Genomic DNA, 25543 nt, shown 5'->3' on the forward strand with positions numbered 1-25543 from the left:
AGTCTGCGAGCGACAGATTGTTCGGCGAGAAGAATGCATACGCACCACCAATCTCTCCCTCATCCTGAGGAGGGCCAAAGGCCCGTCTCGAAGGATGGGCCAAGGGCACCGGAGCAAGCAGCCCATCCTTCGAGACGGACCTGGCGGTCCTCCTCAGGATGAGGTGGAAAGTGTCGCTGTCATTGGTGTGCACAGCGGTTTGAAAATCCACATTCACACCCCGGCGGCACTGACGACGGGGGTAAACCTGGCCTCGCTTGAGCCATAGTGGCGCTCCAGAAGCGCCACCAGGGCATCCCAGGCATTGACGGCGGGCAGCAGGCCCTCGTCGAGCCCCTGGAACTTCTTGCGCATCACCGCACGGGCCAGCTTGAACTGCACCATCTTGCAGGTAGAGGAAATGGTTCTGGCCAGATCGGCTCCTTCCGCCAATTCACTCCTGCCCTGGCCTGCGAGCCAGTCCAGATAAGACGAGAAGAGCTCGAAGTTGGCTCCGAGCTGGCGCAGCGTGTTGAAAGCGTAGAGATGGAAGAAGCCGAATTCCCGCTCGCTGACCTTCTCCACCTGCGCCGGGAAGACGCGGGCAAAGGACGCCACCGGGTTTGTCGCCGGCCGGCGTTTCAGGTGATGGCGCAGCAGGTCTTCCGAAACGCTCAGAACATGCTCGGGTGACGGCAGAACCTCCGGGAACTTGACGAACTCGGTATAGGGCAGGAACGGCATCGGCTTTTGATGCGCACCGCGCTGGAAAATGCCGTCGAAATCGTCGCCCTCGAGTCGGTGCAGGCCGAGGCCGTGAAAATATTCCATCTCCCGCTTGTCGAAATCCATCAGGTTGACCGCGACTGTGGTCTTGCCGTGGGCCTCGTGATAGCCGACGCCATGGGTGTCGGGCAGGAAATAGCTGTCGACTTCCACCAGCGACAGGCGGCCGCGGCTTATCTGCTGCAGAACATGGCTCTCGACCCGGTCGTAGATCGCAAGCTCGGTCACCTTCAGGCCGTAGAGCGCCTCAAGATCCTCCAGCGGCACCTTGAAGAACGTGAACTGGTCGCCTTCGAAATCCTGGGTGATGGAATAGGCAAGACAGGCTTCCGGCGGCAGGCCGAGCGACGGCAGCACCTCGATCCAGACGTCGAGATAACAGTTGGTCTCGGGCCAGTCCCGCTCCTGGGCATGGAGCGGGCTGCGCTGATAGGTGGCCGCGTTGAGGCGGTCGAAGACGGCATCAACCATATCGTTGCGGTTCCTCAGCCCCACAGCGTCGCGCGGACGCCTTCAGGCCATTTGGACGTTTCGAAGCCGTGGTGGCGGAAAAGCGCCAGTGCCAGGCGTTCCAGGCCGAAACCGACACAGGCGGTGTGGGCCGGCGAGCCGTCCGCCTGCCGGATGTCCCAGGCCTTGCCGAAATTGTCCATGTGATAGTTGAAGCTCATGCAGGCGGTCGGCTTTTCTTCCGACGTGATCGGCACCAGCATTTCGAACTTCAGTTCCTGGTCGCGCTGGCCGGACGCCATGATCTTGCCGGCCCGGCCGAAGAAAGGATCGTTGGCGACATCGACGTGATGCGGCAGCTGAAGCCGTTCCATCATGTCCGAGCCGCGCTGTTTCCAGGTCTCGCGGAAAGCCATGGTCTGCTCGGCGGAGCCGACGCGCACATATTCGCGCTGGCGGAACATCTGCATGCGGGCCGGATCCTTGGACGGCTCATGCCGGAAACAGTAGGACTGCAGCGCCACATAAGCCCCTTCCGCCGGCAACTGGCCGCGGCGCGAAAGGATCGGATAGAGCGGATAACAGGCGGCGGGTGTCAGGGCGACCTGGGTCGGCTTCTGATCCTTGGACCAGTCTTCGCCCGCGGCCATGCACTGCAGCAGGCCCATGTGATCGCGGTCGTTGCCGCAGAACGCATGAACCGTGCCCGCGAGCTGCGGGAAGTTCTTCATGTAGCCGCTGGTCTCGAAATCCTGCATGGTCATGCCCGGCGGAAAGACCATGGCTTCGGAAATCTCGTCCTGGCCATAGGTCAGGGCAAAGGTCTCGAAGCGGGAAATCACCTCTTCGAATTCGCCGCTGCGGGCATAAAGCCCATCGACGCCGCTGTCATGCAGCACGCCCTTGGCGAACAGCTGATCGAGAAAAGAAACTTGCGCGTCCATGGTCACCCCAACAGGCTTGTGTCTTGTTTGTTGACCAAAAGCATCGTCGACGTGTTGCCAAGGATCCGGTCGTTGGAAATCATCAACTGCGCCGAATGGGCGTCCCGCAGATGGCGGCCAAGGCTGAACGGCGTGCCGTTCTTGTAGCCGGCGATCCCGCAAATCAGCATGCAGTGGTTGATGATCGTCAGGATGGTCTGGGACGTGCCGATCTTCACGTTGTTCATGGCAACGGAAAAGCTCATGGCGTTGAGCGCATCGCTGTCGCCTTTGCAGCCCTCGAACTGCTTCAGGCCGGCGACCACATTCGCCTTGACGAGTTGCAGGAGGCTGGAGGCTTCCGCCAGCCTCAATGCGCCGGGAGGAACCTGACCCGGAGCCTTGCGGGCGGCGTTCTTGACGAAGGCCTGGCCGCGGGCCACCGCGTCGGCGGCAATGCCGTACCAGAGCGCGCCCCAGAGCAGATGCGATACGGCAAGCATGGACTGCGCCGCGATTTCGGCGAAGGGACGCGGCAGGATCTGCTCTGCGGGCGCTTCCGCCTTGAAGATGTAGCCGTCGGAGCAGGTGCCGCGCATGCCGAGCGTGTCCCACTTGCTGGTCTGCTCGAGCGTGAACTGGTCCTTCAGGTAAATGGTCGCGACCTGGTCCGAATGGGCCGCGTCCGGATGACGGCGGGAGGTGACCATGATGGCATCCGAATGGGCGCCATAGGAGATCACTGTCGCATCCTTGGTCAGGCGCGCAATGTCGCCGTCGACCTCGATGGCACAGATGGAATTGCGCAGGTTCCCGCCGATGCCGGCCTCGCTGGTGGCGGAGGCGATCAGCAATTGATCGTCACAGATCCGCTTCTGGAACGCTTCATGCCAGGCACTGCCCACGGCATAGTCCGCCAGGCTGGCGATCTGGATCTGGTGCATGGCATAGGTCATCGCGGTGGCCGCGCAAGCCTGCCCGAGAATGGCACAGATATCGGCGACTTCCGTCAGTGTCGCACCTTCACCGCCCAGTTCCGGACGGATCATGATGCCCATCAGCCTCTCGGCTTTCAACGCCTCCATGCCCTCAGCCGGGAAACGGCCTTCGATATCGACCCTGTCGGCGAATTCGGCGGCGACCTTGGCGGCGCGCTTCGCGCGCTCGGTCAGGCCGATGGCGGTGATCCTGGCTGCGGCGGTCATGGATCAGGCTGCCTGGTCTTCGAGAATTTCGGTGAGTGCCGCTTCGATCGCTTCAACGGAAGAAAAGGATTTGCGGTTCAGAAGGTGTTCCGGAAACTCGACATCGAATTCCTCTTCCAGCGCCAGCATTACCTGAACGGAAGCAAAGGAGGACAGGCCGGCATTGTAGAGGTCCGCACCGTCCGCGACGTCTTCAATCGCGACGGGAAGATTGCCGTGTTTTGCCAGAAGGGTCCGAATGGTCTGTTTCATGTTCGTCCTTGCCACTGTCTGTCGTTCGGTTACGTGAACCATTGATTGAACTTTGAAGCGACTTTTACCGCAAAAAAGAATAAACCGCACTTAAGGGGCATGGTAAAAAATTACAAAACAAAAGAATTAAATTTTCTTAAGTTAATCCTTCATTAATCTTTCAATCCCGCCCGAAGAACAAACCGTCCCCTGCGGCATTTTAGTTCCATTGCTCAAACCATCCGGCTCAAAACACCGTCTCGGCGGATAATGCCATGATAGAGCGCTGCGGCAACGTGAAGGAGCACTGCGGCAGTAAAGAGCAATCCCAGCGCCATGTGGACCTGGAAAAGCTGGTCGGCAAGGGCCCGGTCCTTGGCGACGATGGCCGGCATGGTGAAAAGGCCGAAGACGGAAATCGCCGCTCCGTAGGCCGAGGTTGCCACCCAGCCGATGAAGGGATTGATCAGGAGAAATCCATAGAGAAAAACGTGGGTCGCCTTGGCGGCAAATTTCTGCCAGCCGGGCATGCTGTCCGGCAGCGGCGCCGGTTTGTGCGTGAGCCTGTAGGCGAGCCGGATCAGGGTCAGCACCATCAGCGTCACACCGACGGAGCGGTGAAAATCGAAGAGCTGGTTCTGCAGCGGACCGCTGCCGATGCGGATCATGGCGAGGCCGGCCGGAACCATGGTGAAGACCAGAAGCACGGTCAGCCAGTGGATCAGCCGCGCTATCAGGCTGTATCGCTCGTTGACCTCACCCATCGCGCCTCTCCTCTCCCGGTTGCGCTCATCCTAACGCCTTTGCAAGAAACAACAATAGAGCACAGACGCTGCCCTCTCAGGATCTATGGCCCTCTCCTCTAAGGACAAGCCAGAAAGTCGATGTGGCCGACCGTCATGGAAAGCTGCTCGGTGCCGATGCTGCGCACCCTGTCCAGCCACCAGGCTTCAAGCTGCAGCGGATCGACATTGCACTCCCTGCCGACCCGCTTCCAGCCACTCAGGAATTCCGACAGAAAACTGCTTGCTGACGGTGCAATCTTCCAGTCGGACGTCCCAACGACGACGCGATAGCCTCTCGCTTCAAACAGCTCGATGGCCTTTTGCGCCGCATTCGGTCCAAGAGCGGGCCCAAAGCCCTTGTCCGTCTGCTGGTGCGCGTTGAGGGCGTTGGTGAGCGTGGCATCGAAAGGGTGCTGCGGTGTAAATTCCGCGCGGCCGTCATAGGTCAGGCTTGCCAGGAAGGGTTTCCCGGCGGAAACGACCTGCTCCACCAGCCGGTCCAGAAAACTTTCGGAGACCAGATCCAGAAACGCCGAAGTCGTCACCGCATCCACCTTCGGGAACGGCAGTGTTTCAAGATCCGCCGACAGATCGATCCGCTCGCTCGAGATTTCGGCCTGCGCAATGCCCTTCAACCTCTCTTCCGCCAGTTCAAGCAGTGCCGGGTCATAGTCAGTCAACAGCCAGTCGACCGGCCGATCCAGCTTGCCCTGCAGCGCCCTGACGGTCGCCCCCGTACCGCTGGCAAGGTCCATCAGCCTGACAGGCCCTGCAGGCAAGATGTCGAGGAATGCTGCCTCAACCGCTTGATTTCTGGCAGCAAGATCAAGTGGATGGCGCAGGGCCAGCCAGTCGGCGGCAAATCCGCTCATTTCCTCGTCTCCATCAGAGTTCTCGCAAAGACAGCGGCCGCATCCTGCCAGGTCGGAAGGGACGCTGCCGCTGATTGCGCAGCCCTGGCAAGCTCGCCGCGATCGTCCTTGCTGGCGATAAGGCGGGCAAGAGCGGCTTCCAGTGCATCGACATTCTCTGTGCCGCAATAGATCGCCGCACCTTCCGGCAGGGTTTGCCGCACGGCGCCACCACCGCTGCCGATCACCGGCAAGCCATGAGCCAAGGCTTCCGTATAAGCCATGCCATAACCTTCGTAGCGGCTGGCAAGCACGAAGATATCTGCCTGCCGGTAGAACCCGGGAAGATGATCCGAGGAGACTGCGCCATGGAAGGTGAGGCGTTCCTTCAGGTCAAGGCGTGTCACCTGCTGCTGCAAGGCCGCATAACAGGCCGGATCAGCATCCAGGCCACCGACAATGTCGAGGTGCCAGCCGTACTCACGCAAGCGCGCGAGCGCATCGAACAGCAAGTCATAGCCTTTGCGCGGAACCACCGTGCCGACGGAAAGCAGCCGCACGCAGTCCGAACCTGGACGGTCATAGGGTTCCGGTCTTTCCGTGCCGGGCAGGATCACGGTGATCCGGTCTGCCGTGACACCGAAGAGATCCGTCACCTGGTCCGCTGTTGCCGGGCTGGTGACGATGACATGCCGGGCCTGTCCGAGCGCGGATTTTTCGCTCGCCAGCAGGAGGTCCGCCGCCTCAGTGTCGAGACCGTTCTCCTTGCACAGCGGATGGTGCACGAGCGCCACCAGATCGAGGTGACCGGCGAGCCTTCCGGCAATTCCGGCCATGGCACCGAAGGCGAGGCCATCGACAAGCGTGAGCGTTCTTTCAGGCAAGGCAGCCAGCCGACGCTCCGCCTCCTCCAGTGTTGCTGAAGAGGGAAACGGAAACCCCTCGCCAAGGCTGAGGAGGTCCACCTTCCAGCCAAGCGCGCGCAGGCCGGCGACGATGCGGCGGTCGTAGCCGTAGCCGCCGGTCGGCGTATCGATATCGCCGGGATAGGCAAAGACGAGAGCGGGCATCGGCGGATCAGATCGCAGCTTCGTACCAGGCGCGGGCGACGTGGGATTCGGAGATCGTCACCCTGATCGCAGCGAGTTCCCCACCCGGGCGGCCGAGGCGATTGTCGCGGGCGGCCTTTGCCAGATGGTCGTGCACGTGTTTGGTCAGGAATTCGGTGGTGGTGTTGATGCCGGCAAATTCCGGCACCTCGTCGAGGTTCTTGTAGTTCAGCGGCTGCAACACCTCCTTTAGCGCCTCATGCGCCCGGCCGATGTCGATAACGACGCCGTTGGCATCGAGGCTGTCGGCCAGGAAAGCGGCATCGAAGACGAAGGTGGCGCCGTGAAGGGCCTGGGCGGGACCGAACAGCTCGCCCTTGAAGGAATGGGCAATCATCACATGGTCGCGAACTTCAACTGCAAACATACTGTGTCCTGAAATTTTGAGGGCAATGGAAGAGATCTAGGCAACAGTGCCGGTCGCACCGTCATAGACGACGAGAGCGGCGAGAACATCTGCCGCCTTGTTCAACAATTCGGGAAGTCGATCCGGCAGGGTCCCGAAAGGCACCCGATGACTGATCAGGCGGTCGAGCGCAGGATCTGCCAGAAGGTTCAAGGCCGTTTCAAGCCGGCGCCGATAGGTCCAGCGAGCCTGGCGCTCCGGCGGGATAGTGCCGACCTGGCTGGAGACGAGTTTCAACCGGCGGCAATGAAAGTCGGCGCCGAGCGGCGCGTCGACATGATTGGCGCCGTACCAGCTCATTTCGACGACGGCGGTGCCGTCGCCGGCGCAGGCCAGTGCGGTTGCCAGGCCTTGGGCACTGGCACTCGTGTGAAAGACGAGGTCCTGATCCCGCGGGGCATCTTGCGGCAGGGCGAAAGACAGGCCGAGCGCCCCGGCAACCTCGGCCCGGGCGGGATTTATGTCGACCAGCGTCACCCGTGATCCGGGGAGCCGGCCGGCAACGTAAGCGGTCAAGAGGCCGACGACACCACCGCCGACCACGCAGATGTGATCCCCGGGTGATGGTTTTCCGTCCCATAACGCATTAATTGCCGTTTCCATGTTGGCTGCCAGCACCGCCCTTTCGGCGGAGACACCGTCCGGAACCGGCACACAGGATTTGGAAGGGAGCGTGAAGACGCTTTGATGAGGGTAGAGCGAGAATACGAGGCGCCCCTTGAGGCCGGGATCTCCGTCAAGAACCCTGCCGACATTGGCGTAGCCGTATTTGACCGGAAACGGAAAATCGCCGTCCTGGAACGGCGCGCGCATGCGCTGCCATTCGCTTTCCGGCACCTCGCCGCGAAAGACAAGCCCTTCCGTTCCGCGGCTGATACCGCTAAAGAGCGTCTCGATCAGAACCTCTCCGGTTCCAGGCTCATTCAAGGCAGCTGCCCCCAATTCACATTGTCGAGGTCCCGTGTACCAAAGCGCCTGCGTTTTGCCTGTGTCGCGCGTCACCGGTCTCTCCGCGGTCATCCTCTATCCTCAGCGTCCATCACCTTTGCCTTGTCAACGTTAGGACATTTTGACATGCGCACTATTGCGATGATCGCTCCGATTGGAAGTCAAAAAAATGTTTCGGGTCTTTGACATGCCGCTTTCCGCACGATCTGGCGCCTCCATGGCAGCACGACGCGTTACCTTCCTGACGCTTGTCGCAGGCAGCTTTGCCGGTCTTGCCACCCTGATGACGCTGACGCTGTCGCCGGGTGGCTACACGCCTCTCGACCTCTTCATTCTGGCCTGTTTTCTGGTCACACTGCCCTGGACCATCATCGGCTTCTGGAACGCGGTGATCGGCCTGCTCGTGATGCGGCTGGCCAAATCCCCAATCGATGCGGTCTGCCCGATCGAACATGGCGATGCGAAGAGCTCCTTACAAAGTTCGACCGCACTTCTGTCCTGCGTGCGCAACGAGGACACCGCCAGCCTGGAAACCAATCTCGGCGCCATGGTGTCGCACCTGATCCGCGCGGGTCAGGCGCAGCAATTCACGCTCTATGTCCTCAGCGACACCAACATGGACGAGATTGCCCATCTGGAAGAGGAGATGTCCGAACGGCTCCGGCAGCGGTTCGACGGCCAGATGGCTGTCCATTACCGCAGGCGGACGGACAACCGCGGCTTCAAGGCCGGAAATATCGAGGATTTCTGCGACCGCTGGGGTGACAAACACGATTTTGCACTCGTGCTGGACGCCGACAGCTACATGTCGGCGGATGCGATCATCGGGCTTGTCCGCCGGATGGAAGCCAATCCACGGCTCGGCATCCTGCAGAGCCTCGTCGTCGGCCTGCCGACAGACAGCGCCTTTGCCCGCGTCTTCCAGTTCGGTATGCGTCTCGGCATGCGTTCCTACACCATCGGCAGCGCCTGGTGGCAGGGCGATTGCGGCCCCTATTGGGGCCATAACGCAATCCTGCGCATCGCGCCATTCAAGCAGAACTGCCGACTGCCGGAGCTGCCCGGCAAGGGACCGCTGTCCGGCACCATCCTCTCCCACGACCAGGTGGAAGCGGTGCTGATGCGCCGTGCGGGCTATGAGGTGCGCGTGCTGCCTCTGGAGACAGGCAGCTACGAGGCCAACCCGCCGCATCTGCTGGAGTTCATCCGCCGGGATCTGCGCTGGTGCCAGGGCAACCTGCAATACCGCCGCCTGCTCTCCCTGCCGGGCCTGAAACCCGTCAGCCGGATGCAGCTTCTCCTCGCCATCCTGATGTTCCTGGGCTCGCCCGCCTGGATCGGCTTCATGACGGGCTGCGCCATTCTGGGCTTCACCACCGATTATATGCCCTTCCGCGCCGATACGGGTGCCCTGCTCTTTGTGACCGTGCTGACCATGGTGTTCGCGCCCAAACTGGCGACTGTGGCCGATGTGCTTGTCCGCGCCGATCTGCGCAAAGCCTTCGGTGGTCCGGTCCGGGTACTGATGAGCGTCCTGGCGGAGATCGTCTATGCGGCGATGCTGGCACCGATCATGGCGGTGGCGCATACGCTCTTCATGGGCGGATTGATCTTCGGCAAGACGATCGGCTGGGGCGCTCAGGCGCGCGGTGTCGAGCGGCTGCCGGTGCCTCTCGCGCTCGCCAAATTGTGGCCGCAGACCCTGTTCGGCCTGGCGGGTCTTGCCTGGCTGACCAGCCAGCCGATAGCGCTCGTCTGGCCGGTGATCCCGGTCGCCATCGGGCCGCTGCTGGCCATCGTGATTGCAGTTGCCACGTCAACGCAGACACTTGGCCGGTTGGCCATCCGCTCCACCCTGTGGCGCATTCCGGAAGAAACGTCGCCGCCTGCGGAACTCGGCGATTTGCTTCTGCCGGCGCTGACGCAAGGCGTTGCTGCAGCCAAGCAGCCCGCGCTGGTTCAAGGGGATGCAAAGCCGGCGGAAGCCTGAGGCCAGGATCAACCGCCTCACGCACGGTGCCGTCCCGGACAAGCGTAGCGCTGAGCCGGGACCTACTCGCAAGACAACTTGCGTTGACTTTCGCACATTGGCGACGTGTTGCTGCAACCTGACGGTCTCTGGAAACGAGTAGCCCCGGCTCTCCGCTTCGCTACGGCCAGGGTGACGTCAGGAGAAACACCGTCAAACGACTATCTCTACCAAGTAGCGTCTGTTCAGACACCAAAAGACCGGCCAGCGTGCCGGTCTTTTGGTGTCAGGAAAACTGAAACGCTCTAAGCGGCGTTGGACGAGGTTAGCGGTTGGGTCAGCAGGCTGTAGATCTCGTCCGCGTCGTGGGAGGCGCGCACGCCCTTTGTCACGGCGCTGTCGCGCAACTGGCGCGCAATCCGGGCCAGGGCTTTCAGGTGATCCGCGCCGGCGCCTTCCGGGGCGAGCAGCAGGAACACGAGGTCCACCGGCTCGTCGTCGAGAGAATCGAAATCGACCGGCTTGTCGAGCTTGGCAAAGAGGCCCACCAGACGGTCGAGGCGGATCAGCTTGCCATGAGGAATGGCGATACCGTGGCCGACACCGGTGGATCCCAGACGCTCGCGCTGCAGCAGCGTGTCGAAAATTTCCCGTTCCGAAAGACCGGTCAGCTCCGCCGCCCTTGCGGCAAGTTCCTGGATCGCCTGCTTCTTACTTTTGGCCTTCAGGCCGGCGATCACCGCATCTTTACCCAGAAGATCACTAAGATCCATTCTTCCGCCTACATGTTTCAGGAACCGGCTTCCATCCGGAAGCCGGCCCTGTCTCGCATCACTACTCGGCGGCCACGTTGGCCACCAGTGCTGGGTCGATCCAGCCAATATTGCCATCGGCTCTGCGATAGACAACATTGACACCGCCGTTTGCCGCATTTTTGAACAGGACAACCGGCGCTTCCGTCAGATCCAGCTCCATGACCGCCATACCGACGGTCATCGTCTTAACTTTCGCGGAAGTCTCGGCAATGACGAGCGGATTGAAATCCGCCGGCACTTCCTCGTCTTCCTCCGGGGAGGCAAGCACGTAAGACGCCGCCTCATAGGCTTCCCGGTCGTGGCCGTTCGGACCGTGATGATCCTTCAGCTTGCGCTTGTAGCGGCGCAGCCGCTTTTCAATCTTGTCCGCCGCCAGATCGAAGCTGGTACGCGGGTCTTGGTCCTGCGCGGACACCTGCAGCACAATACCGGTGTCCAAATGCAGGCTGCACTCGGACTTGAAGCCCGTGCCCTCCCTGCTGAGCGTTACGTGGCCTGTGAATCCGCCTGTGAAATATTTATCCAGAGCGTCTTCGATTCGGTCTGTGACGTGGACGCGCAAAGCATCGCCTACATCAACATTCTTACCCGAAATCCGCAAAGCCATGGGGACCTCTTCTTTTTCTATTGACCGATAGGTCACCGGCGGAGCCGGTGTTGAAACGCGGAACGTTTCAAGCTTACAGAATGGACCAGTCAGCGCCGAAGCGCCATCCCCTGATTACGTCACGAGGGCGGTGCTATAATTGCGCGTTCTCCAAGAGTCAATTGATTATGAATTAGCGTAACAATGTTCACCCGGGCCCGTGTAAATGCCCTGTATTGTTTCAGTGGAAATCTCGGAAACATTTGGAAAATTGCGCAGGCAGGCCAATCCACATAGACCAGCGTGAACGCTAGATTCCGGAATTCTTCTCACGCCGCCGCTGAACGGAAGATCCGATTTTCATCGCCTCGCGGTATTTTGCCACGGTCCTGCGGGCGATATCGACGCCGTCGTCCTTCAGAATTTTGACGATCGTATCATCTGACAGGATCGCCTTGGGATCCTCCGCATCGATCATCTGCTTGATCCGGTGGCGGACCGATTCCGCCGAATGGGCATCGCCGCCGACGGTCGCCGAGATCGCGGAGGAGAAGAAGTATTTCAGCTCATAGATGCCGCGAGGCGTTGCCATGAACTTGTTGGAGGTGACGCGGCTGACCGTCGATTCGTGCATGCCGATGGCCTCGGCGACCGTCTTCAGGTTCAGCGGGCGCAAATGGGCGATGCCGTAAGTCAGGAAGCCGTCCTGCTGGCGGACGATTTCCGTCGATACCTTCAGGATCGTTCGGGCCCGCTGATCGAGGCTCTTGGCCAGCCAGTTGGCCGTCTGCAGAGACTCGGTGAGATATTCCTTCTCCGTCTCGTTGCGGGCGGTCTTGATGACCCGGGCGAAATAGGTCTGATTGACGAGCACCTTCGGCAGCGTGTCGGAATTCAGCTCCACCGCCCAGGTACCGTCATTTGCGGGCCTGACGAAAACGTCCGGCACTACCGGTTGCACCAGCGACGAACCGAAAACGCTGCCGGGTTTGGGGTCAAGCGCGCGGATCTCCGAGATCATCTCGATGAGATCCTCGTCGTCCACCCGGCAGATCTTCTTCAGGGCGGCAAGCTCCCGCCGTGCGAGCAGCTCGATGTTGTCGATCAGGGCTTCCATGGCCGGATCGAAGCGGTTCTTGTCGATCAGTTGCAGCTTCAGGCACTCTGCCAGATTGCGCGCAAAGACACCGGGGGGCTCGAAGGTCTGCAGAACGGCAAGGACCCGCTCAAGACGCTCGATATCGACACCAAGCTGTTCGGCCGCCTCGGCGAGGTCGGCATAGAGATAGCCGTTCTCGTCGAGCGAATTGATCAGATGGGTGGCAATAAGCTTGTCCGCTTCATCACTGAGCGCCAGATGCATCTGCTCTTCCAGCGAGGTGACCAGCGAAGCTTCGTCGGCGACAAAGGCTTCCAGATTGTAGTCGTCCGATGCCCCGCCGCTGGTGGCGTTCTTGTAACTGTCCCCGGCCTTGAGCAGGGCCGGATCTGGAGAGGCCGGCACGCCTGGTTCGTCCGGAAAGACATTGCCGAGATCAGTGTCCATGCGCGAGGCGATCGCCTCCGACCCGGTTTCCAGGTCCCTCTGCATCCAGTCGCTCGTGTCCGGCTCGTCACCGGAGCGGGAGCCGCTGTCCGCGCCATTCTCGAAGGGGTCTGAAGCGGCATCGGATCCGCCGTCGGAACCGGCATCCCCGCTGTCGGCATCGCTCTTTTCAAGAAGAGGATTGCGCTCCAGCTCGGCTTCCACATAGGCAACGAGATCGAGATTGGACATCTGCAACAGCTTGATCGCCTGCATGAGCTGAGGCGTCATGATCAGCGACTGGCTCTGTCGCATCTCCAGCTTTGTCGAAATGGCCATCTATGTCCCAGGCGCTTGTTATACCGAAATGGTCTGCTTTTTGCTTATTCGCGTCAGACCGAGTGTATAACGTAGCCGCAGGCATGTCATCAAAGCGTAAATTGTTCACCCAGATAAAGCCGGCGCACGTCCGGATTGGTCACAATTTCCTGCGGCAGGCCTTCGGTGAGAACCTCGCCGGCGGCAATGATATAGGCCCGGTCGATCAGGCCGAGCGTCTCGCGCACATTGTGGTCGGTGATGAGAACACCGATGCCGCGCTGGGTCAGGTGGCGAACCAGCTGCTGGATATCGCCCACCGCGATCGGGTCGATACCGGCGAAAGGTTCGTCAAGCAGCATGAAGGACGGCCGGCTCGCCAGCGCGCGGGCGATTTCCACGCGGCGGCGCTCACCGCCCGAAAGCGCAATACTGGGGGACTTGCGCAGATGCGTCAGGCCGAATTCGGCCAGGAGCTCGTCTAGCTCCTCGCGGCGTTTCTGCCGGTTCGGTTCGATCACTTCCAGAACCGCGCGGATGTTTTCCTCAACCGTCAAACCGCGAAAGATCGACGCTTCCTGGGGCAGGTAGCCGATGCCGAGCCGGGCACGCCGGTACATCGGCATGCGCGTGATGTCGAAGCCTTCCAGGGAGATCCTGCCCTGGTCCGGGCGGATCAGCCCGGTGATCATGTAGAAGGTGGTGGTCTTGCCGGCGCCATTCGGGCCCAGGAGGCCGACCGCCTCGCCGGGCTTGACGGACAAGCTGACATATTTCACCACCTGACGGCGGCCATAGGTCTTGCCGATGCCGTCGACGACCAGCGCCTGCGACAGGTCCACGCCATGCTCATCCGCAGCCGGATAGGCACCGTGCAGGCCGTTGAAATCCGAAGATGTTCTCTTCACTGGTGCGCCGTCCATCCGATCCATGCCGGGGCTTCACATAAGCTCTGCAACGGAAAGTGTCGAGAGCAACCTTGTTCCAATATCAATTGCCGGTGCTGCCGTTGTTGACGCTGTTGGGCTGAATGCGCACTTTCACGCGACCGCCGTCACCCTGACCGCCAACCTTGCCGCCACCCGCAGTCAGATTGGCCTGGCCGGTCTTCAGGTTCACCGTCAGCTTGTTGCCGACCACAACGTTCGGACCCTGGCTGAGCACGACTTCGCGGCCCGTCATCACCATGAATTCCGTATTCATGTCAAAGCTGGCGGCATCGCCGCGCGCGGTCTGGTCCTTGGAGGTGATGAAAACACCTCCGGCCGCCTCCAGCTTGGAGATACGCTGCTGAACGGCGCTTTCCTGGGTCTTGGCGCCCGAGCCGACATAAAAGACCTTCAGTCGCTCCGTCTTCAGACTGGTTTCACCCTGGGTCACCACCACATCGCCGACAAAGGTCGCCGTGTTGTTGCCGTCCTCGACGCGCAGCTCGCTCGCCTCGATCTCAATCGGTTCGCCGTCGTTGGAGCCGAAGCCGGCAAAGGCGTCGGAAAAGGTCTGGGCATGGGCAGATCCCGCCAGGACGACGGCGGCCGATGCGATCAACAGGCGCTTGAAAAAGGTCATCGCTTATTTTCCTTGCGAAGCCGGATTGAGGGTCATCTTGATCCCGTCGGAAAAACGGACCAGCCCTTTTGACTTATCATACGAGAGTTTTCCAGCCGCGACATGCCCTTGTTCGGAGCGGATCTCGACCGGCTCAGATGTGGACATGGCGCCGTTGCTGAGATCGATCTCCACATCCTTCAGCTCGACCTGATAGCCTTCGCTCCAATCGAGCTGGACACCCTCGTAGAGCCGCAGAGTTTCCGCGGCGTTGTTGTAGATGCCTTTCAGCGCCACGATTTGAGCGGTCTGATCCTTGCCAAGCACGATATCGGCACTGATCCTTTCCAGGTCGATGATGCGCGGATCGCTGAGACGCTGGATGGCGCGGGTAGCGGTGACCTTGTAGGACCGCTCGCCGTCGTGTCCGGAAAGCTCGGGATGGTCCATCACGAGGCCTTCGCTGGTCAGCATCATGTTGGTCGCGCCAAATCCGCTGAGGATCTGGAACAGCACCACGAGACCGACCATGCCTGCCAGGATCATGAGACCGATCCCGGGTAGCAGCCAGCGCAGAATGCGGACCGCCAGGCTGTGCCGGCGGGCCGCCCGCTGGGCCCGGCTCAGAACCTTGCCCCGGGACGGACCCCGAGCCCGGCCCTGCTGGCGGCTCTGCGGCCGGGTAGGAGTACGGTCTCCCATATGCTCGCCGACAACGTTCAATCGGATCTCCGAAAACCGGGGTAAATGCCGGCGGAATGTTTTCCGCAGGATCAGGACCCCAGAATGCGCAAACATCTTAAGATCCGGCTACCGCCCGTATTATTGTTCAGTTTCCTGAATGCGGGCTGAACCGTCCCGCCGCCTAGGAATGGGCGAAAATATCCTCTACTTCCCAGCCTTTCAGATCGAGCTCCGCACGCGTCGGCAGAAACTCGAAACAGGCGGCTGCAATGTCACCCCGGCCTTCCCGGGCAAGCATGAATTCCAGGCGTTGCTTCAGCGCATGCAGATGCAGGACGTCGGACGCTGCATATGCAAGCTGTGCTTCGCTCAAGGTTTCCGCCGCCCAGTCCGAGCTTTGCTGCTGCTTGGACAGTTCGATGCCGAGCAGTTCGCGGGTGATGTCCTTCAGGCCATGGCGGTCCGTATAGGTCCGCACCAGCTTGGAGGCAATCTTGGTGCACCAGACGGGCGACACACGAATGTTCAGATAGTGCTGCAGCACAGCAACATCAAACCGGGCGAAGTGAAATATTTTCGGTTTCGACGCATCGGTCATCAGCGCGGCAAGGTTTGGCGCGGCGGCCTGCCCCTTGGCGATCTGGACGACGTCGGCCGATCCGTCCCCCGGCGACAGCTGCACGACACAGAGCCGGTCGCGATGGGGATTGAGGCCAAGGGTCTCCGAATCGACCGCCACCGCCTCGGCGGTCTCGTAGGCCTTGAGATCGGGCAGGTCACCCTTGTGATAGCGGATGGTCATGACGGATCGTCTCCTGTGGCCGGACCGGCGCAACGCGTTTGGTAAACTAGGAATTGACCGTCAGGTAGAACATGCTGCCAAGCGTGGCAAGCCGGATAGGTGCTGAAAAGCGCTGAAACGCAAAGAGATTGCTACTTCTTGACCCGAAAGGCTTTGTGGCAGGACTTGCAAGTGCGGCTGAGCGCGTCAAAGGCAGAAGAGAGGTTCTGTCTCTCCGCACCGTCCTGTGCAAGGTCCTTAAGTTTCAACGCAGCTGTCCGAAGGTCGCCAGCATGAATCTCAAATTGCGGCCAGTCGGTCCAGATTGCCGGGCTCGCCTCGCTCGGGGTCTTGAGACTGCCTTCCGGGAAAAGCACGGTGAGTGCATCACCTGCGTGACTGGCGATCGTGTTTGCTGCCAGTGCGATTTTCCCGGGTTCGTGGGAGCCACCTCTAAGCATTTTTGCAATCGACTTCATATTGCCGCCAATTGTTTCCATCGCATCCATGCGCTTCTTGACGACACCGCTCGCGCCGCCATGGGCAAATGCGCCCCCTACTCCGAGCCCCACTAAAAGCACGGCCATGCCGGCTTGTTTGATCTGCATCCCCTACACCTCTTTTGCATTGGACTTTTCAGTTAATCCCGTTCGCCCGCTGCAGCGCGCGCACATAAGCGACGATTTTCGTCACATCCGTTTCACCGACCGTCTCGACCGGCGGCATGTCGCCGAAGGACCAGTGATGCGCCCGCACGCCACGTGCGGCGGCCATGAAGAACGCGCCGTCCGCATGGTGGTTCGGCTCATAGATCTTGTGCACCAGGGGCGGGCCGGAGCCTTCGCGACCGGCGGCGTTGTCGCCATGGCAGGCGGCACAGTTTTCAGCGAACAGCGCTGCACCCGCCTGCGCGTCGCCGGAAAGCTGCGGCACGGTGACGGCAACCAACGCCGCTCCGGCCGAAGCTTTCTCGTCTTTTTTCTCCGAAATAAGGCCCCAGAGCAGAACCGCGAGCACGGCGAGGGAGAGGATGGCGGAAACGGTCAAAAATACCTTGCGCATCAGTTCTTGCTGCTCCCGTCCCGGGTCTCGTCTTCTTCGTGCCCTCCGGCAAGGTCGTCAATGATCGGACAGTCCGGCCGGCCGTCGCCGTGGCAGGCCTTGACCAGATCCGACAGCACCCGCTTCAGCGATTGCAGCTCGGCGATCTTGCGGTCGACCTCCCTGATCTTGGACCGCGTCAGCGCCTTGACGTCGGCGCTTGCCCGGTTCCGGTCCTCGTAGAGCGACAGCAGTTCCCGGCACTCCTCGATGGAGAAGCCGAGGCTGCGGGCCCGCTGCAGGAATTTCAGCCGCTGCAGGTCGGTTTCCAGGAACTCCCGGTAGCCGTTTTCGCTGCGCAGTGGCCGGACGAGGCCGATTTCTTCGTAATAGCGGATGGTCTTGACCGGCAGACCGCTTTTCTCGGACGCTGTTCCGATATTCATCGGCGTTCTCCCTAAAGCTTCAGCGTGCGCAGGCGCAGCGCGTTGCTGATGACCGACACGGAGGAGAGGCTCATGGCGGCAGCCGCCAGCATGGGCGACAGCAGAATGCCGAAGACCGGATAGAGGATGCCGGCTGCAACCGGCACCCCGACCGCGTTGTAGACAAAGGCGAAGAAGAGGTTCTGGCGGATGTTCCGCACGGTCTCGCGCGCCAGCGTCCGCGCCCTGAGGATGCCATCAAGGTCGCCCTTCAACAGCGTCAGACCGGCGCTTTCCACGGCGACATCCGCGCCCGTTCCCATGGCAAGACCGACATCGGCGGCGGCAAGAGCCGGCGCATCGTTGACGCCGTCACCGGCCATGGCAACGATGCTGCCACCGGCTTTCAGGTCCTCGATCAGCTTCTTCTTGCCCTCCGGCAGCACGCCGGCGCGAACCTCGTCGATGCCGAGAGCCTTGGCGACGGCTTGCGCAGTCCTGGGCGCATCGCCAGTTGCCATGACGATCTTGATATTGTCGTCATGCAGCGCCTTGATCGCCGCCCTCGCGCTCGGCTTCACCGGATCGGCAACGGCAACAAGTCCGAGCAGACGGGCAGCATCCCCCTCGCCCTTCACCAGATACATCACCGTCTTGCCGAGTTCCGAAAGCTCTTCGGCCCGGTCGTTCAAGGACGAGAGATCCGCGCCGCTGTCGGCGGCAAAACCGGCATTGCCGAAAAGCACCGTGTCGCCGTCCACTATTGCCCGCACGCCCTTGCCCGTGACGGCTTCGAAATCTTCCGCCGAAGGCAGATCGGCCTGCTGCCGCTTCACCTCCGCCAGGATCGCTTCGGCGAGCGGGTGCTCCGAGCCTTTTTCGAGAGCGCCAGCGAAACGCAGCAGATCGTTTGCTGTCGCGCCGTCCGCCGGCACGATCTCGTCGACCGCCGGTTTGCCTTCGGTCAATGTGCCGGTCTTATCGACGACAATCGTATCCACCGAGGCAAGGCGCTCCAGCGCTTCGGCGGTCTTCACCAGAACCCCGGCCTGCGCCCCGCGGCCGGTTGCCGTCATGATGGACATCGGTGTAGCGAGGCCGAGCGCACAGGGGCAGGCAATGATCAGCACCGAGACGGCGGCGATCACCGCATGGACCAGCGCCGGGCTCGGCCCGACAACCAGCCAGACCATAAACGCCAGAGCGGCTACACCAATGACGGTCGGGACAAAATAACCGGCGACCTTGTCGGCGAGCCCCTGGATCGGCGCGCGCGAACGTTGCGCCGAGGCAACCATGTCGACGATCTTCGACAGCATGGTGTCGGCCCCGACGAGCTTGGCCTCCATTACGAAGGACCCGGTCTTGTTGAGCGTGCCACCGGTAACGCTGTCGCCAGGACTCTTCTCCACCGGAACCGGCTCGCCGGTCACCAGGCTCTCGTCCACGGACGAGCCGCCCTCCAGCACCTCGCCATCCACCGGCACGGCTTCGCCGGGGCGCACGCGCAGCCGGTCGCCTGCCAGGATATTCTCCAGCGGCGCATCATATTCATCGCCATCCGGCGTGATGCGCCGCGCGGTCTTGGGCGCCAGACCCAAAAGAGCCCGGATGGCATCGCCGGTGCGCTCCCGCGCCCTGAGTTCCAGAACCTGGCCCACAAAAACAAGCGCGATGATGACCACCGCAGCCTCGAAATAGACCGGCATGTGGCCGCTCTGCATCTTGAGCGTATCGGGGAACAGGAACGGCAGAAAGGCGGCGACCATGGAATAGAGATAGGCCGCGCCGACGCCGATCATGATCAGCGTCCACATGTTGAAATGGCGGGTGACCAGAGACGTCCAGCCGCGCTTGAAGAACGGCAGAGCCGCCCACAGCACCACCGGCGTTGCAAGCAGCGCTTCAAGATAGATGGCGACGCCTTCGCCGATCCAGTCGCGGACCGGCACGCCCAGCATCGGCCCCATGGTGAGGATCAAGAGCGGGATCGCCGCCAGCGCGCTCACCCAAAGCCGCCGCGTGAAATCAATCAGCTCGTGATTGGGTTCGTCCGAGACACCGCTCATCGGCTCCAGCGCCATGCCGCAGATCGGGCAGGTGCCGGGGCCTTCCTGGACGATTTCCGGATGCATCGGGCAGGTGTAAAGCGCGCCCTCGGCGGAGCGCTCCGCTTCCAGCGCCGTCTTCCTTCCGTTGTTGCCGGAAAGATAGAAATAAGGGTCGCCCTCGAACTTGTCGTGGCACTTCGGATTGCAGAAATGGTAGACCTTGCCCTTGTATTTCAGGCTCGGCTTGCCCTTGCCGAGCGTGACAGACATACCGCAGACCGGGTCCGTGACCTTGCCTTCTTCCTCGGTTTTTTCAGGTTTGACAGCTGTGTCTTGCATGGTTTTCACGGCTCTGCTTGATATCGATGAACCAGCAGTTAGCGCCTCCAGTCACTGGAAGGTCAAGCCGTGAAAATGCTTAGGAATGCGATGGCGTCTAGCCCGCTCCGAGATACGCCTTTTGCACCGCCGGGTCTTCCAGCAAAGCCGCTGCTCTGTCCGTACCGGTTATGCGGCCGTTCTCGATCAGGTAGCCCCGGTCGGCGATGGCAAGGCTCTGGCGGGCGTTCTGCTCAACCAAAAGGACGCCGATACCGGTCTCGCGGATGTGCCTGAGATTGTCGAAGAGCTCCCGGCAGAGGAGCGGTGACAGACCGAGGGACGGTTCGTCCAGCATCAGGATATCCGGACTGGACATCATCGCCCGTCCGATGGCGACCATCTGCTGTTCCCCTCCGGACATGGTCCGGGCCACCTGGTTGCGGCGTTGCGCCAGCTTCGGGAAGAGCCCGACGACCTTTTCCAGGTTTTCCTTGCGCCGTTGCCTGGCGCGTTCCGGGTAAGCACCGAGCATCAGGTTCTCCCAGACGGTGAGATCGCCAAAGATGCCGCGCCCTTCCGGCACGAAGGCAATGCCGGCTTCAACGATGCGGTCCGTCGGCAGATTGCGGAGCGGCCCGCCGTTGAGACTGACGCCGCCGGTGACCGTGCCCTCGCTGATGCCCGCAACTGCGCGCAGGAGCGAGCTCTTGCCGGCGCCATTGGCACCGAGGATCACCACGATCTCCCCCTTCGCCGTCGCAAGAGTGACACCCTGCAGAGCAGCGTGCAGGCCATAGGCGACCGAAAGCGCATCGATCTCCAGCATCATCCGTCTCCCAGATAGGCCCGGATCACTTCCGGATCGGAAAGCACGTCTTCCGGCGTGCCCTCGGCGATCCTGGCACCGGAATTGATGACAAGACACCGGTCGCAAAGGGAACGGATCGCGTCCATGACATGTTCGACCAGAATGATGGTGCGCCCCTCCGCGCGCAGGCTGGCGATGAGATCGATCCCGAGCTTCAGTTCCGAAGGATTGAGTCCGGCAAGCCATTCGTCGAGCAGCAGCACTTCCGGCTCGCCCGCCAGCGCCCGGGCAAGCTCCAGCCGCTTCTGGTCGATATAGGTGAGAGCCGAGACCGGTTTGCCGGCCTTGTCCGACAGCCCCACCCGGTCCAGCAAGCCTTCGGAAAATATCTCGGCCTCCCGGCCCCAGCGGCGCTTGTGGCCGAAAACCGCCCCCGCCAGGGTATTTTCCAGAACGGTCAGTTCCGGCAGCACCCGGACGAGCTGGAAGGTGCGCGACACGCCGAAGCGTGCGGTCTCATGCGGCTTTGCCCTGGTGAGATCCCGGCCCTTCAGCCGGATCGAACCGGAAGTCGCCTTCAGGGCGCCGGAAATCATGTTCATGGTCGTCGACTTGCCCGACCCGTTCGGCCCGATCAGCCCCATGACCTCGTGCTCACGCACATGGAAGCTGACATCGTTGACCGCCACCAGTCCGCCGAAGCGCTTGGTCAGGTTTTCGACATGGAGGATCGGCTCGCCCGGGGTCATGACGGTCTCCCCGTCCGAAAGCGCCCAAGCAACCCGGTGACGCCGCCGGGCAGGAAATAGACGATCAGGAGGAATGCCAGCCCGAGCACCAGTGTGGTCGCGTTCGGAAAGGTGACGGAGATCAGTTCCCAGAGCAGAGTGAAGGGAATGACGCCGAGGATCGGGCCGTAGAGCGACCGTGTGCCGCCGAGCAGAGCCATGATGACGACAATGAAGCTGAGCTCTGGCGAGAACACCACATTCGGCTCGATGTAATAATACCGCGGCGCGACGATTGCCCCGACCAGCGCGGCAACGAAGCCCGTCGTCATGAATAGCAGGATTTTTGTCCGCGCCGTGTCGATGCCGACATGGCGGGCAACCTCCTCGTCATTGCCGAGAATGCGCAGCGCAAAGCCGAGCCGTGAGCGGCCAAGCTGCCAGCCGAACAGGAAGACGGCCGCAGTGATGGCGAGCAGCAGGTAGTAGATGTGAACCTCTTCCAGATCGGTCAGCACATAGAGACCGCGGCTGCCAAGGAAGTTGTTCTGTATCCAGCTGATGAGGTTGCGGATCATCTCGGCGAGGCCCAGCGTGAAGATGACGAAATAGACACCGGAGAGGCGCAGCGTTGCCCAGCCGATCAGGGCGGCAAGCACCGTGGCCACGAACGGAGCGATGGCTGCCATCAGCCAGAAGCTCTGGTCGTAGTCGCTCATGCCGAGGCCGACGAGATAGCCGCCGATGCCGAAAAAGGCGCCGGTGGAAAGGGCGATGTAATGCGTCGGACCCGAAAACAGCGCCCAGGACGTCGACAGCGCGGCATACATCAGCACGGTGACGCCTATGGAAAGCCAGTAACCGTCGGCATCAAGGGGCAAGGCAGCGGCGCAGGCAAACGCAAGTCCGGCAGCCAGCCCGTTGGCGAGAGAGGATGAAGTCATGCGGATCTCCGCCCGAACAAGCCCTGCGGTCGGAACAGCAGCACGAGAAGAAAGATCAGATAGGCGGCGGCGAGTGTCAGGCCGGGATCGATCAGCGTCGCCACAGCCGTTTCGACGACGCCGAGCAGAAGAGCCGCAACCACCGCGCCGCGGATGTCGCCGACGCCGCCCATTATGACGATGATGAGCGCCTTCATGGTGAAGATCACCCCGAAGGACGGGTCGAGCGTGACGAAGGTGGATATCAGCACCCCGCCCATTGCCGTGATCATCCCGCCGACGGCAAAGGCGAGCGCGCTGATGCGTTCCACGTTGATGCCGACAAGACCGGCCGCCAGAGGGCTGACCGCAACCGCGCGGACTGCAAGGCCCGCATTCGAGCGGTTGAGCCAGCCATAAAGCGCAAGACCGATGACGGTAGCCCCTGAAAAGGCGACCAGCCTGTTGGCGGCAACCGTCGTACCGGCGAGATCGACCGGCACTGCCAGGTAGGAATAGGCGAAAAGCTCGGGATAGATGAAGACCATGATCCCGACCAGGATGAACCCCATGCCGAAGGTGGCGAGGATCGAATCCACCTCCAGCTGCCCCTGGTGTTTGGCCCGCCGAACCAGGGGCAGCATCAGCACGCGATAGACCAGCCAGCTGGCTGCAAAGGCCAGCGGCGCCACAACGAAGACGGTGACAAGCGGGCTGACGGACGCGGCCGTAAAGGCCAGAAAGGACGCCAGAGCCCCCAGCACCAGCACCTCGCCATTGGCAAGGTTCATGATGCGGGCGACGCCATATTGCAGCGTCAGGCCCATGGCGATCAGCGCATAGGTTCCGCCCAGAAGCAGGCCGGAAATCAGGATGTCCATTCAGCGGTTCCGTTGTCGGGGATGGTCTTCATTGCGCTTTGCCCTGAACTTCCGATCTTGCACCGGCTTGCACGTTTCACCCACAGCCAAATCAGCTTGCACCACTCTCCCCCCTTGCGGGGGAGATGTCCGCTTGCGGACAGAGGGGGGTGACAGCCCATCGGCAAATCATAAGGTCCGAATTCGCGGTAAGGGTTTACCCCCCTCTGTCCGGTTCCCGGACATCTCCCCCGCAAGGGGGGAGAGGGGAGCAAGAATTTACGCCATGGAACATCCCACGATCCGACACGCGCTTGGACATTCAGACCCGGACGAGCGCAGGCCGAAAGCTCCGGCCTGCATCTACCTTTCGGAACCTACTTCCAGCCATCCTTCGCAACCGGCTCCACCGCGACCGGCACGCCGACGCCGGCGACTGCGTTGAACTGGCCGCCGCTCCATTGGCCCACGGTCCAGTAGTGCTTCGATTCATTGTGTTCGTCGAAGCTGACGGTTCCGATTGCGGTGTCGAAGCTGTTGGCCCTGATGAAGTCGGTGACCGCCTGCCTGTCGGTGCTGCCGGCTCCTTCGATCGCCTGCTCCAGCACCTGAAGACCGGCATAGTACGTGGCCGCGGCCCAGTATTCCGGCGGATTGCCGTGGAGTTCGGTAAAGGCAGAACGATAAGCCTGCATCGGCTCCAGTTCCAGATTGACACCGCCCGCGCCGAGATTGCCCTCGATCTTGGAACCGAATTTTCCGGCATAGGCGGGGAAGGCCGTTGCGACGGCGGTGTAAAAGGCGCCGACATCCAGATCCTCGATGATCGCCTGTTCCGTCAGCGCGAAGGTATCTGGCGGATAGGAAAAGGCGATGAACGCATCGGGTTCCGCAGCCTTGGCGCCCTTGACCACCGGCGAAAGGTCCGCAGTTCCAAGCGGATAGGATTTGTCGAAGACGATCTCGTAGCCTGCCGCCGGCAGGACCTCGCGAGCGACCGCGGCAAGCTCGATGCCGAAGGCGTCGGCGACGTTGACCATGGCGACCTTGTTTCCGATGGCGCCGCTGTCGCGCAGCTTGTTCAACGTGTCGCGCAGACCTTCCACGAAGCCCGTGGTGCTGCCGAGGGTGAAGAACATGTTCGGGAAGCGTTCCGACAGTTCCTCGATCTCGTCGGTGATGTTCGTCACCGAGATCTGCGGATAGCCGTTCTTGGCAAAGACGGGAGCTGCCGCAAGATTGAAGCCCGTGCCCCAGGGTGACAGCAGGAAGTCGACCTCGTCCTGGGTCGCCAGACGCTGCACCGCCTTGATCATCTCGGCCGGATTGGACTTGTCGTCATATTCGATGAGTTCCACCAGGCGCTGTTCGCCGCCGACGGTCAGCCCACCGCGATCGTTTACTTGGCTTACCCAGAGCTCCACATTCGGCGTGTGGCTGGCCGCATCGCCACCGGCCGCCGGGCCGGTCTGGTGCACCACCCGGCCGATCTTGATCGGGTCGGCGGCGAAGGCCACCGAAGCCAGCAGCGCCGCGGTCAGCGCGGTGGCTGCAAAGATTGTCTTACGCATTGCAATTCCTCCCAGTCGTGCCCGCACTGCGTTTCTGGAGCACCTCAACTTTGTATCCATAAATATCTTGATTGGCAACATAATGAATTCAAATTCGCTAGTTTTTGAAATAATAGGATGACAAATCTACATTTTTGGATACATAAATGAGAAATCGCACGTGATAAGGTCGACGCCCCCGAGGCACTACGGATGCAAAAAGACTTAGAAAATGACGACCAAGGCAATTGAAGGCGCCCCTTCCGACAAGCGTGTGCTGGCGGTCCTGCACCGCATGATCATGGACGGCTCGCTGGCGCCGGGCGAAAAGATCAGCGAGGTCAGCGTCGCCGACATGTTCAGCGTGTCGCGGACCCCTGCCCGCCTTGCCCTGCGCGCGCTAGAAGTGGAGGGCCTCATCAAGAAGCGCGACGGGCGTGGCTTCACCGTGCAGGAATTCAATCTCGGTGACATCAAGCACGCCTACGAGGTGCGCGGCGTGCTGGAAGGCCTCGCCGCAGGGACGCTCGCCAAGGCCGGCATGAGCCGGGAGGTCGATGCGACGCTGCGCCAGGTGATCCGCGCCATGGACGAAGCGCTGACCGGCGGCTTCGAGGTCGGCGAAAAGGTGTCGCGCTACCAGGACGGCAATGTCACCTTCCACGAAACCATCATGCGCCAGTGCGGCAACGACTATATCGGCTTTGCCTTCGACCGGATGGAAAGCCTGCCCATGCTGAAGCTCGGCACCGTCGTCTTCAGCGCCGACAAGGCGGACGACGACCTGATGCGCCTGCGCCTCGGCAACATGCAGCATCGGCTGATCTACGACGCCATTTCGAAGCGCGATCCGCAGCGGGCGGAATCGATCATGCGCGAACATGCCAACCAGACCCTCGTCTACTCGGCCCTCTTCACGGGACCGGACGAGGCTTGA

27 protein-coding genes are annotated in these 25543 nt (G+C 61.5%); 2 read left to right on the plus strand and 25 right to left on the minus strand.

Annotated elements, in window-relative coordinates:
• Positions 1 to 213 precede the first annotated feature (213 nt).
• The 9 genes from ACX3M4_RS12945 to ACX3M4_RS12985 form a co-directional block, all read right to left on the minus strand.
• Positions 214 to 1236 (minus strand): DUF1839 family protein, encoded by a 1023-nt coding sequence (locus tag ACX3M4_RS12945; RefSeq protein ID WP_459358970.1) that lies wholly within the window; start codon positions 1234 to 1236, stop codon positions 214 to 216.
• Between the two features lie 14 nt (positions 1237 to 1250).
• Positions 1251 to 2159 (minus strand): amino acid--[acyl-carrier-protein] ligase, encoded by a 909-nt coding sequence (locus ACX3M4_RS12950; RefSeq protein WP_459358971.1) that lies wholly within the window; start codon positions 2157 to 2159, stop codon positions 1251 to 1253.
• Positions 2160 to 2161: 2 nt separating this feature from the next.
• Positions 2162 to 3343, minus strand: coding sequence for an acyl-CoA dehydrogenase family protein (locus ACX3M4_RS12955; RefSeq protein WP_459358972.1), 1182 nt, complete (start codon positions 3341 to 3343; stop codon positions 2162 to 2164).
• A gap of 3 nt (positions 3344 to 3346) precedes the next feature.
• Positions 3347 to 3595, minus strand: a complete 249-nt coding sequence (locus tag ACX3M4_RS12960; RefSeq protein WP_459358973.1) for an acyl carrier protein — start codon at positions 3593 to 3595, stop codon at positions 3347 to 3349.
• A 212-nt stretch (positions 3596 to 3807) separates the two neighbouring features.
• Positions 3808 to 4338, minus strand: a complete 531-nt coding sequence (locus ACX3M4_RS12965) for a cytochrome b (protein WP_459358974.1) — start codon at positions 4336 to 4338, stop codon at positions 3808 to 3810.
• A gap of 98 nt (positions 4339 to 4436) precedes the next feature.
• Entirely contained in the window at positions 4437 to 5231 is a 795-nt protein-coding gene (locus ACX3M4_RS12970) for a class I SAM-dependent methyltransferase (protein WP_459358975.1), read from the minus strand.
• Entirely contained in the window at positions 5228 to 6280 is a 1053-nt protein-coding gene (locus tag ACX3M4_RS12975) for a glycosyltransferase family 4 protein (protein WP_459358976.1), read from the minus strand. Before ACX3M4_RS12975 ends, ACX3M4_RS12970 begins: the two co-directional genes overlap by 4 nt.
• A gap of 7 nt (positions 6281 to 6287) precedes the next feature.
• Positions 6288 to 6686: a 6-pyruvoyl trahydropterin synthase family protein gene (locus ACX3M4_RS12980; protein ID WP_459358977.1), complete on the minus strand. Its 399-nt coding sequence runs from the start codon at positions 6684 to 6686 to the stop codon at positions 6288 to 6290.
• Positions 6687 to 6722: 36 nt separating this feature from the next.
• On the minus strand, positions 6723 to 7745 hold the full coding sequence (locus tag ACX3M4_RS12985) for a zinc-dependent alcohol dehydrogenase (RefSeq protein WP_459358978.1): 1023 nt from the start codon (positions 7743 to 7745) through the stop codon (positions 6723 to 6725).
• Positions 7746 to 7890: 145 nt separating this feature from the next.
• Here ACX3M4_RS12985 and mdoH point away from each other — a divergent pair, with 145 nt between their 5' ends.
• The gene (gene mdoH, locus ACX3M4_RS12990) at positions 7891 to 9663 is read left to right on the plus strand and encodes a glucans biosynthesis glucosyltransferase MdoH (protein WP_459358979.1); all 1773 of its coding nucleotides are present in this window, start codon (positions 7891 to 7893) and stop codon (positions 9661 to 9663) included.
• Between the two features lie 284 nt (positions 9664 to 9947).
• On the opposite strand, the gene ptsN is transcribed toward mdoH, so the two are convergent.
• From ptsN to ACX3M4_RS13070, 16 genes are all read right to left on the minus strand, one after another.
• Positions 9948 to 10415 (minus strand): PTS IIA-like nitrogen regulatory protein PtsN, encoded by a 468-nt coding sequence (gene ptsN / locus ACX3M4_RS12995; RefSeq protein ID WP_459358980.1) that lies wholly within the window; start codon positions 10413 to 10415, stop codon positions 9948 to 9950.
• Positions 10416 to 10476: 61 nt separating this feature from the next.
• Complete coding sequence (gene hpf, locus ACX3M4_RS13000; RefSeq protein ID WP_459358981.1) at positions 10477 to 11100, minus strand: ribosome hibernation-promoting factor, HPF/YfiA family; 624 nt, start codon at positions 11098 to 11100, stop codon at positions 10477 to 10479.
• Between the two features lie 253 nt (positions 11101 to 11353).
• Entirely contained in the window at positions 11354 to 12907 is a 1554-nt protein-coding gene (gene rpoN / locus ACX3M4_RS13005; protein ID WP_459358982.1) for an RNA polymerase factor sigma-54, read from the minus strand.
• An 89-nt stretch (positions 12908 to 12996) separates the two neighbouring features.
• The gene (lptB, locus tag ACX3M4_RS13010; protein ID WP_459359425.1) at positions 12997 to 13809 is read right to left on the minus strand and encodes an LPS export ABC transporter ATP-binding protein; all 813 of its coding nucleotides are present in this window, start codon (positions 13807 to 13809) and stop codon (positions 12997 to 12999) included.
• Positions 13810 to 13876: 67 nt separating this feature from the next.
• Entirely contained in the window at positions 13877 to 14455 is a 579-nt protein-coding gene (locus ACX3M4_RS13015; RefSeq protein WP_459358983.1) for an LptA/OstA family protein, read from the minus strand.
• Positions 14456 to 14458: 3 nt separating this feature from the next.
• Positions 14459 to 15157 (minus strand): LPS export ABC transporter periplasmic protein LptC, encoded by a 699-nt coding sequence (gene lptC / locus ACX3M4_RS13020; RefSeq protein WP_459358984.1) that lies wholly within the window; start codon positions 15155 to 15157, stop codon positions 14459 to 14461.
• Between the two features lie 142 nt (positions 15158 to 15299).
• Positions 15300 to 15920, minus strand: a complete 621-nt coding sequence (locus ACX3M4_RS13025) for a ribonuclease D (protein ID WP_459358985.1) — start codon at positions 15918 to 15920, stop codon at positions 15300 to 15302.
• A gap of 131 nt (positions 15921 to 16051) precedes the next feature.
• Positions 16052 to 16507, minus strand: a complete 456-nt coding sequence (locus tag ACX3M4_RS13030) for a c-type cytochrome (protein WP_459358986.1) — start codon at positions 16505 to 16507, stop codon at positions 16052 to 16054.
• A gap of 28 nt (positions 16508 to 16535) precedes the next feature.
• Positions 16536 to 16961 (minus strand): c-type cytochrome, encoded by a 426-nt coding sequence (locus ACX3M4_RS13035; RefSeq protein WP_459358987.1) that lies wholly within the window; start codon positions 16959 to 16961, stop codon positions 16536 to 16538.
• Positions 16961 to 17386, minus strand: coding sequence for a Cu(I)-responsive transcriptional regulator (gene cueR / locus ACX3M4_RS13040; protein WP_459358988.1), 426 nt, complete (start codon positions 17384 to 17386; stop codon positions 16961 to 16963). Before cueR ends, ACX3M4_RS13035 begins: the two co-directional genes overlap by 1 nt.
• Positions 17387 to 17397: 11 nt before the next feature.
• Positions 17398 to 19755 (minus strand): heavy metal translocating P-type ATPase, encoded by a 2358-nt coding sequence (locus ACX3M4_RS13045; RefSeq protein WP_459358989.1) that lies wholly within the window; start codon positions 19753 to 19755, stop codon positions 17398 to 17400.
• A 97-nt stretch (positions 19756 to 19852) separates the two neighbouring features.
• On the minus strand, positions 19853 to 20563 hold the full coding sequence (locus tag ACX3M4_RS13050; RefSeq protein WP_459358990.1) for an ABC transporter ATP-binding protein: 711 nt from the start codon (positions 20561 to 20563) through the stop codon (positions 19853 to 19855).
• The gene (locus ACX3M4_RS13055; RefSeq protein WP_459358991.1) at positions 20563 to 21294 is read right to left on the minus strand and encodes an ABC transporter ATP-binding protein; all 732 of its coding nucleotides are present in this window, start codon (positions 21292 to 21294) and stop codon (positions 20563 to 20565) included. Before ACX3M4_RS13055 ends, ACX3M4_RS13050 begins: the two co-directional genes overlap by 1 nt.
• Positions 21291 to 22217, minus strand: a complete 927-nt coding sequence (locus ACX3M4_RS13060; RefSeq protein ID WP_459358992.1) for a branched-chain amino acid ABC transporter permease — start codon at positions 22215 to 22217, stop codon at positions 21291 to 21293. Before ACX3M4_RS13060 ends, ACX3M4_RS13055 begins: the two co-directional genes overlap by 4 nt.
• A complete protein-coding gene (locus ACX3M4_RS13065) occupies positions 22214 to 23077 on the minus strand; it encodes a branched-chain amino acid ABC transporter permease (protein ID WP_459358993.1) in 864 nt (287 codons plus the stop codon). Before ACX3M4_RS13065 ends, ACX3M4_RS13060 begins: the two co-directional genes overlap by 4 nt.
• Positions 23078 to 23433: 356 nt before the next feature.
• On the minus strand, positions 23434 to 24627 hold the full coding sequence (locus tag ACX3M4_RS13070) for an amino acid ABC transporter substrate-binding protein (protein ID WP_459358994.1): 1194 nt from the start codon (positions 24625 to 24627) through the stop codon (positions 23434 to 23436).
• 211 nt (positions 24628 to 24838) lie between these two features.
• On the opposite strand from ACX3M4_RS13070, the gene ACX3M4_RS13075 reads away from it, so the two are divergent.
• Entirely contained in the window at positions 24839 to 25543 is a 705-nt protein-coding gene (locus ACX3M4_RS13075) for a GntR family transcriptional regulator (protein WP_459358995.1), read from the plus strand.

Source organism: Roseibium sp. M-1 (assembly GCF_054515675.1).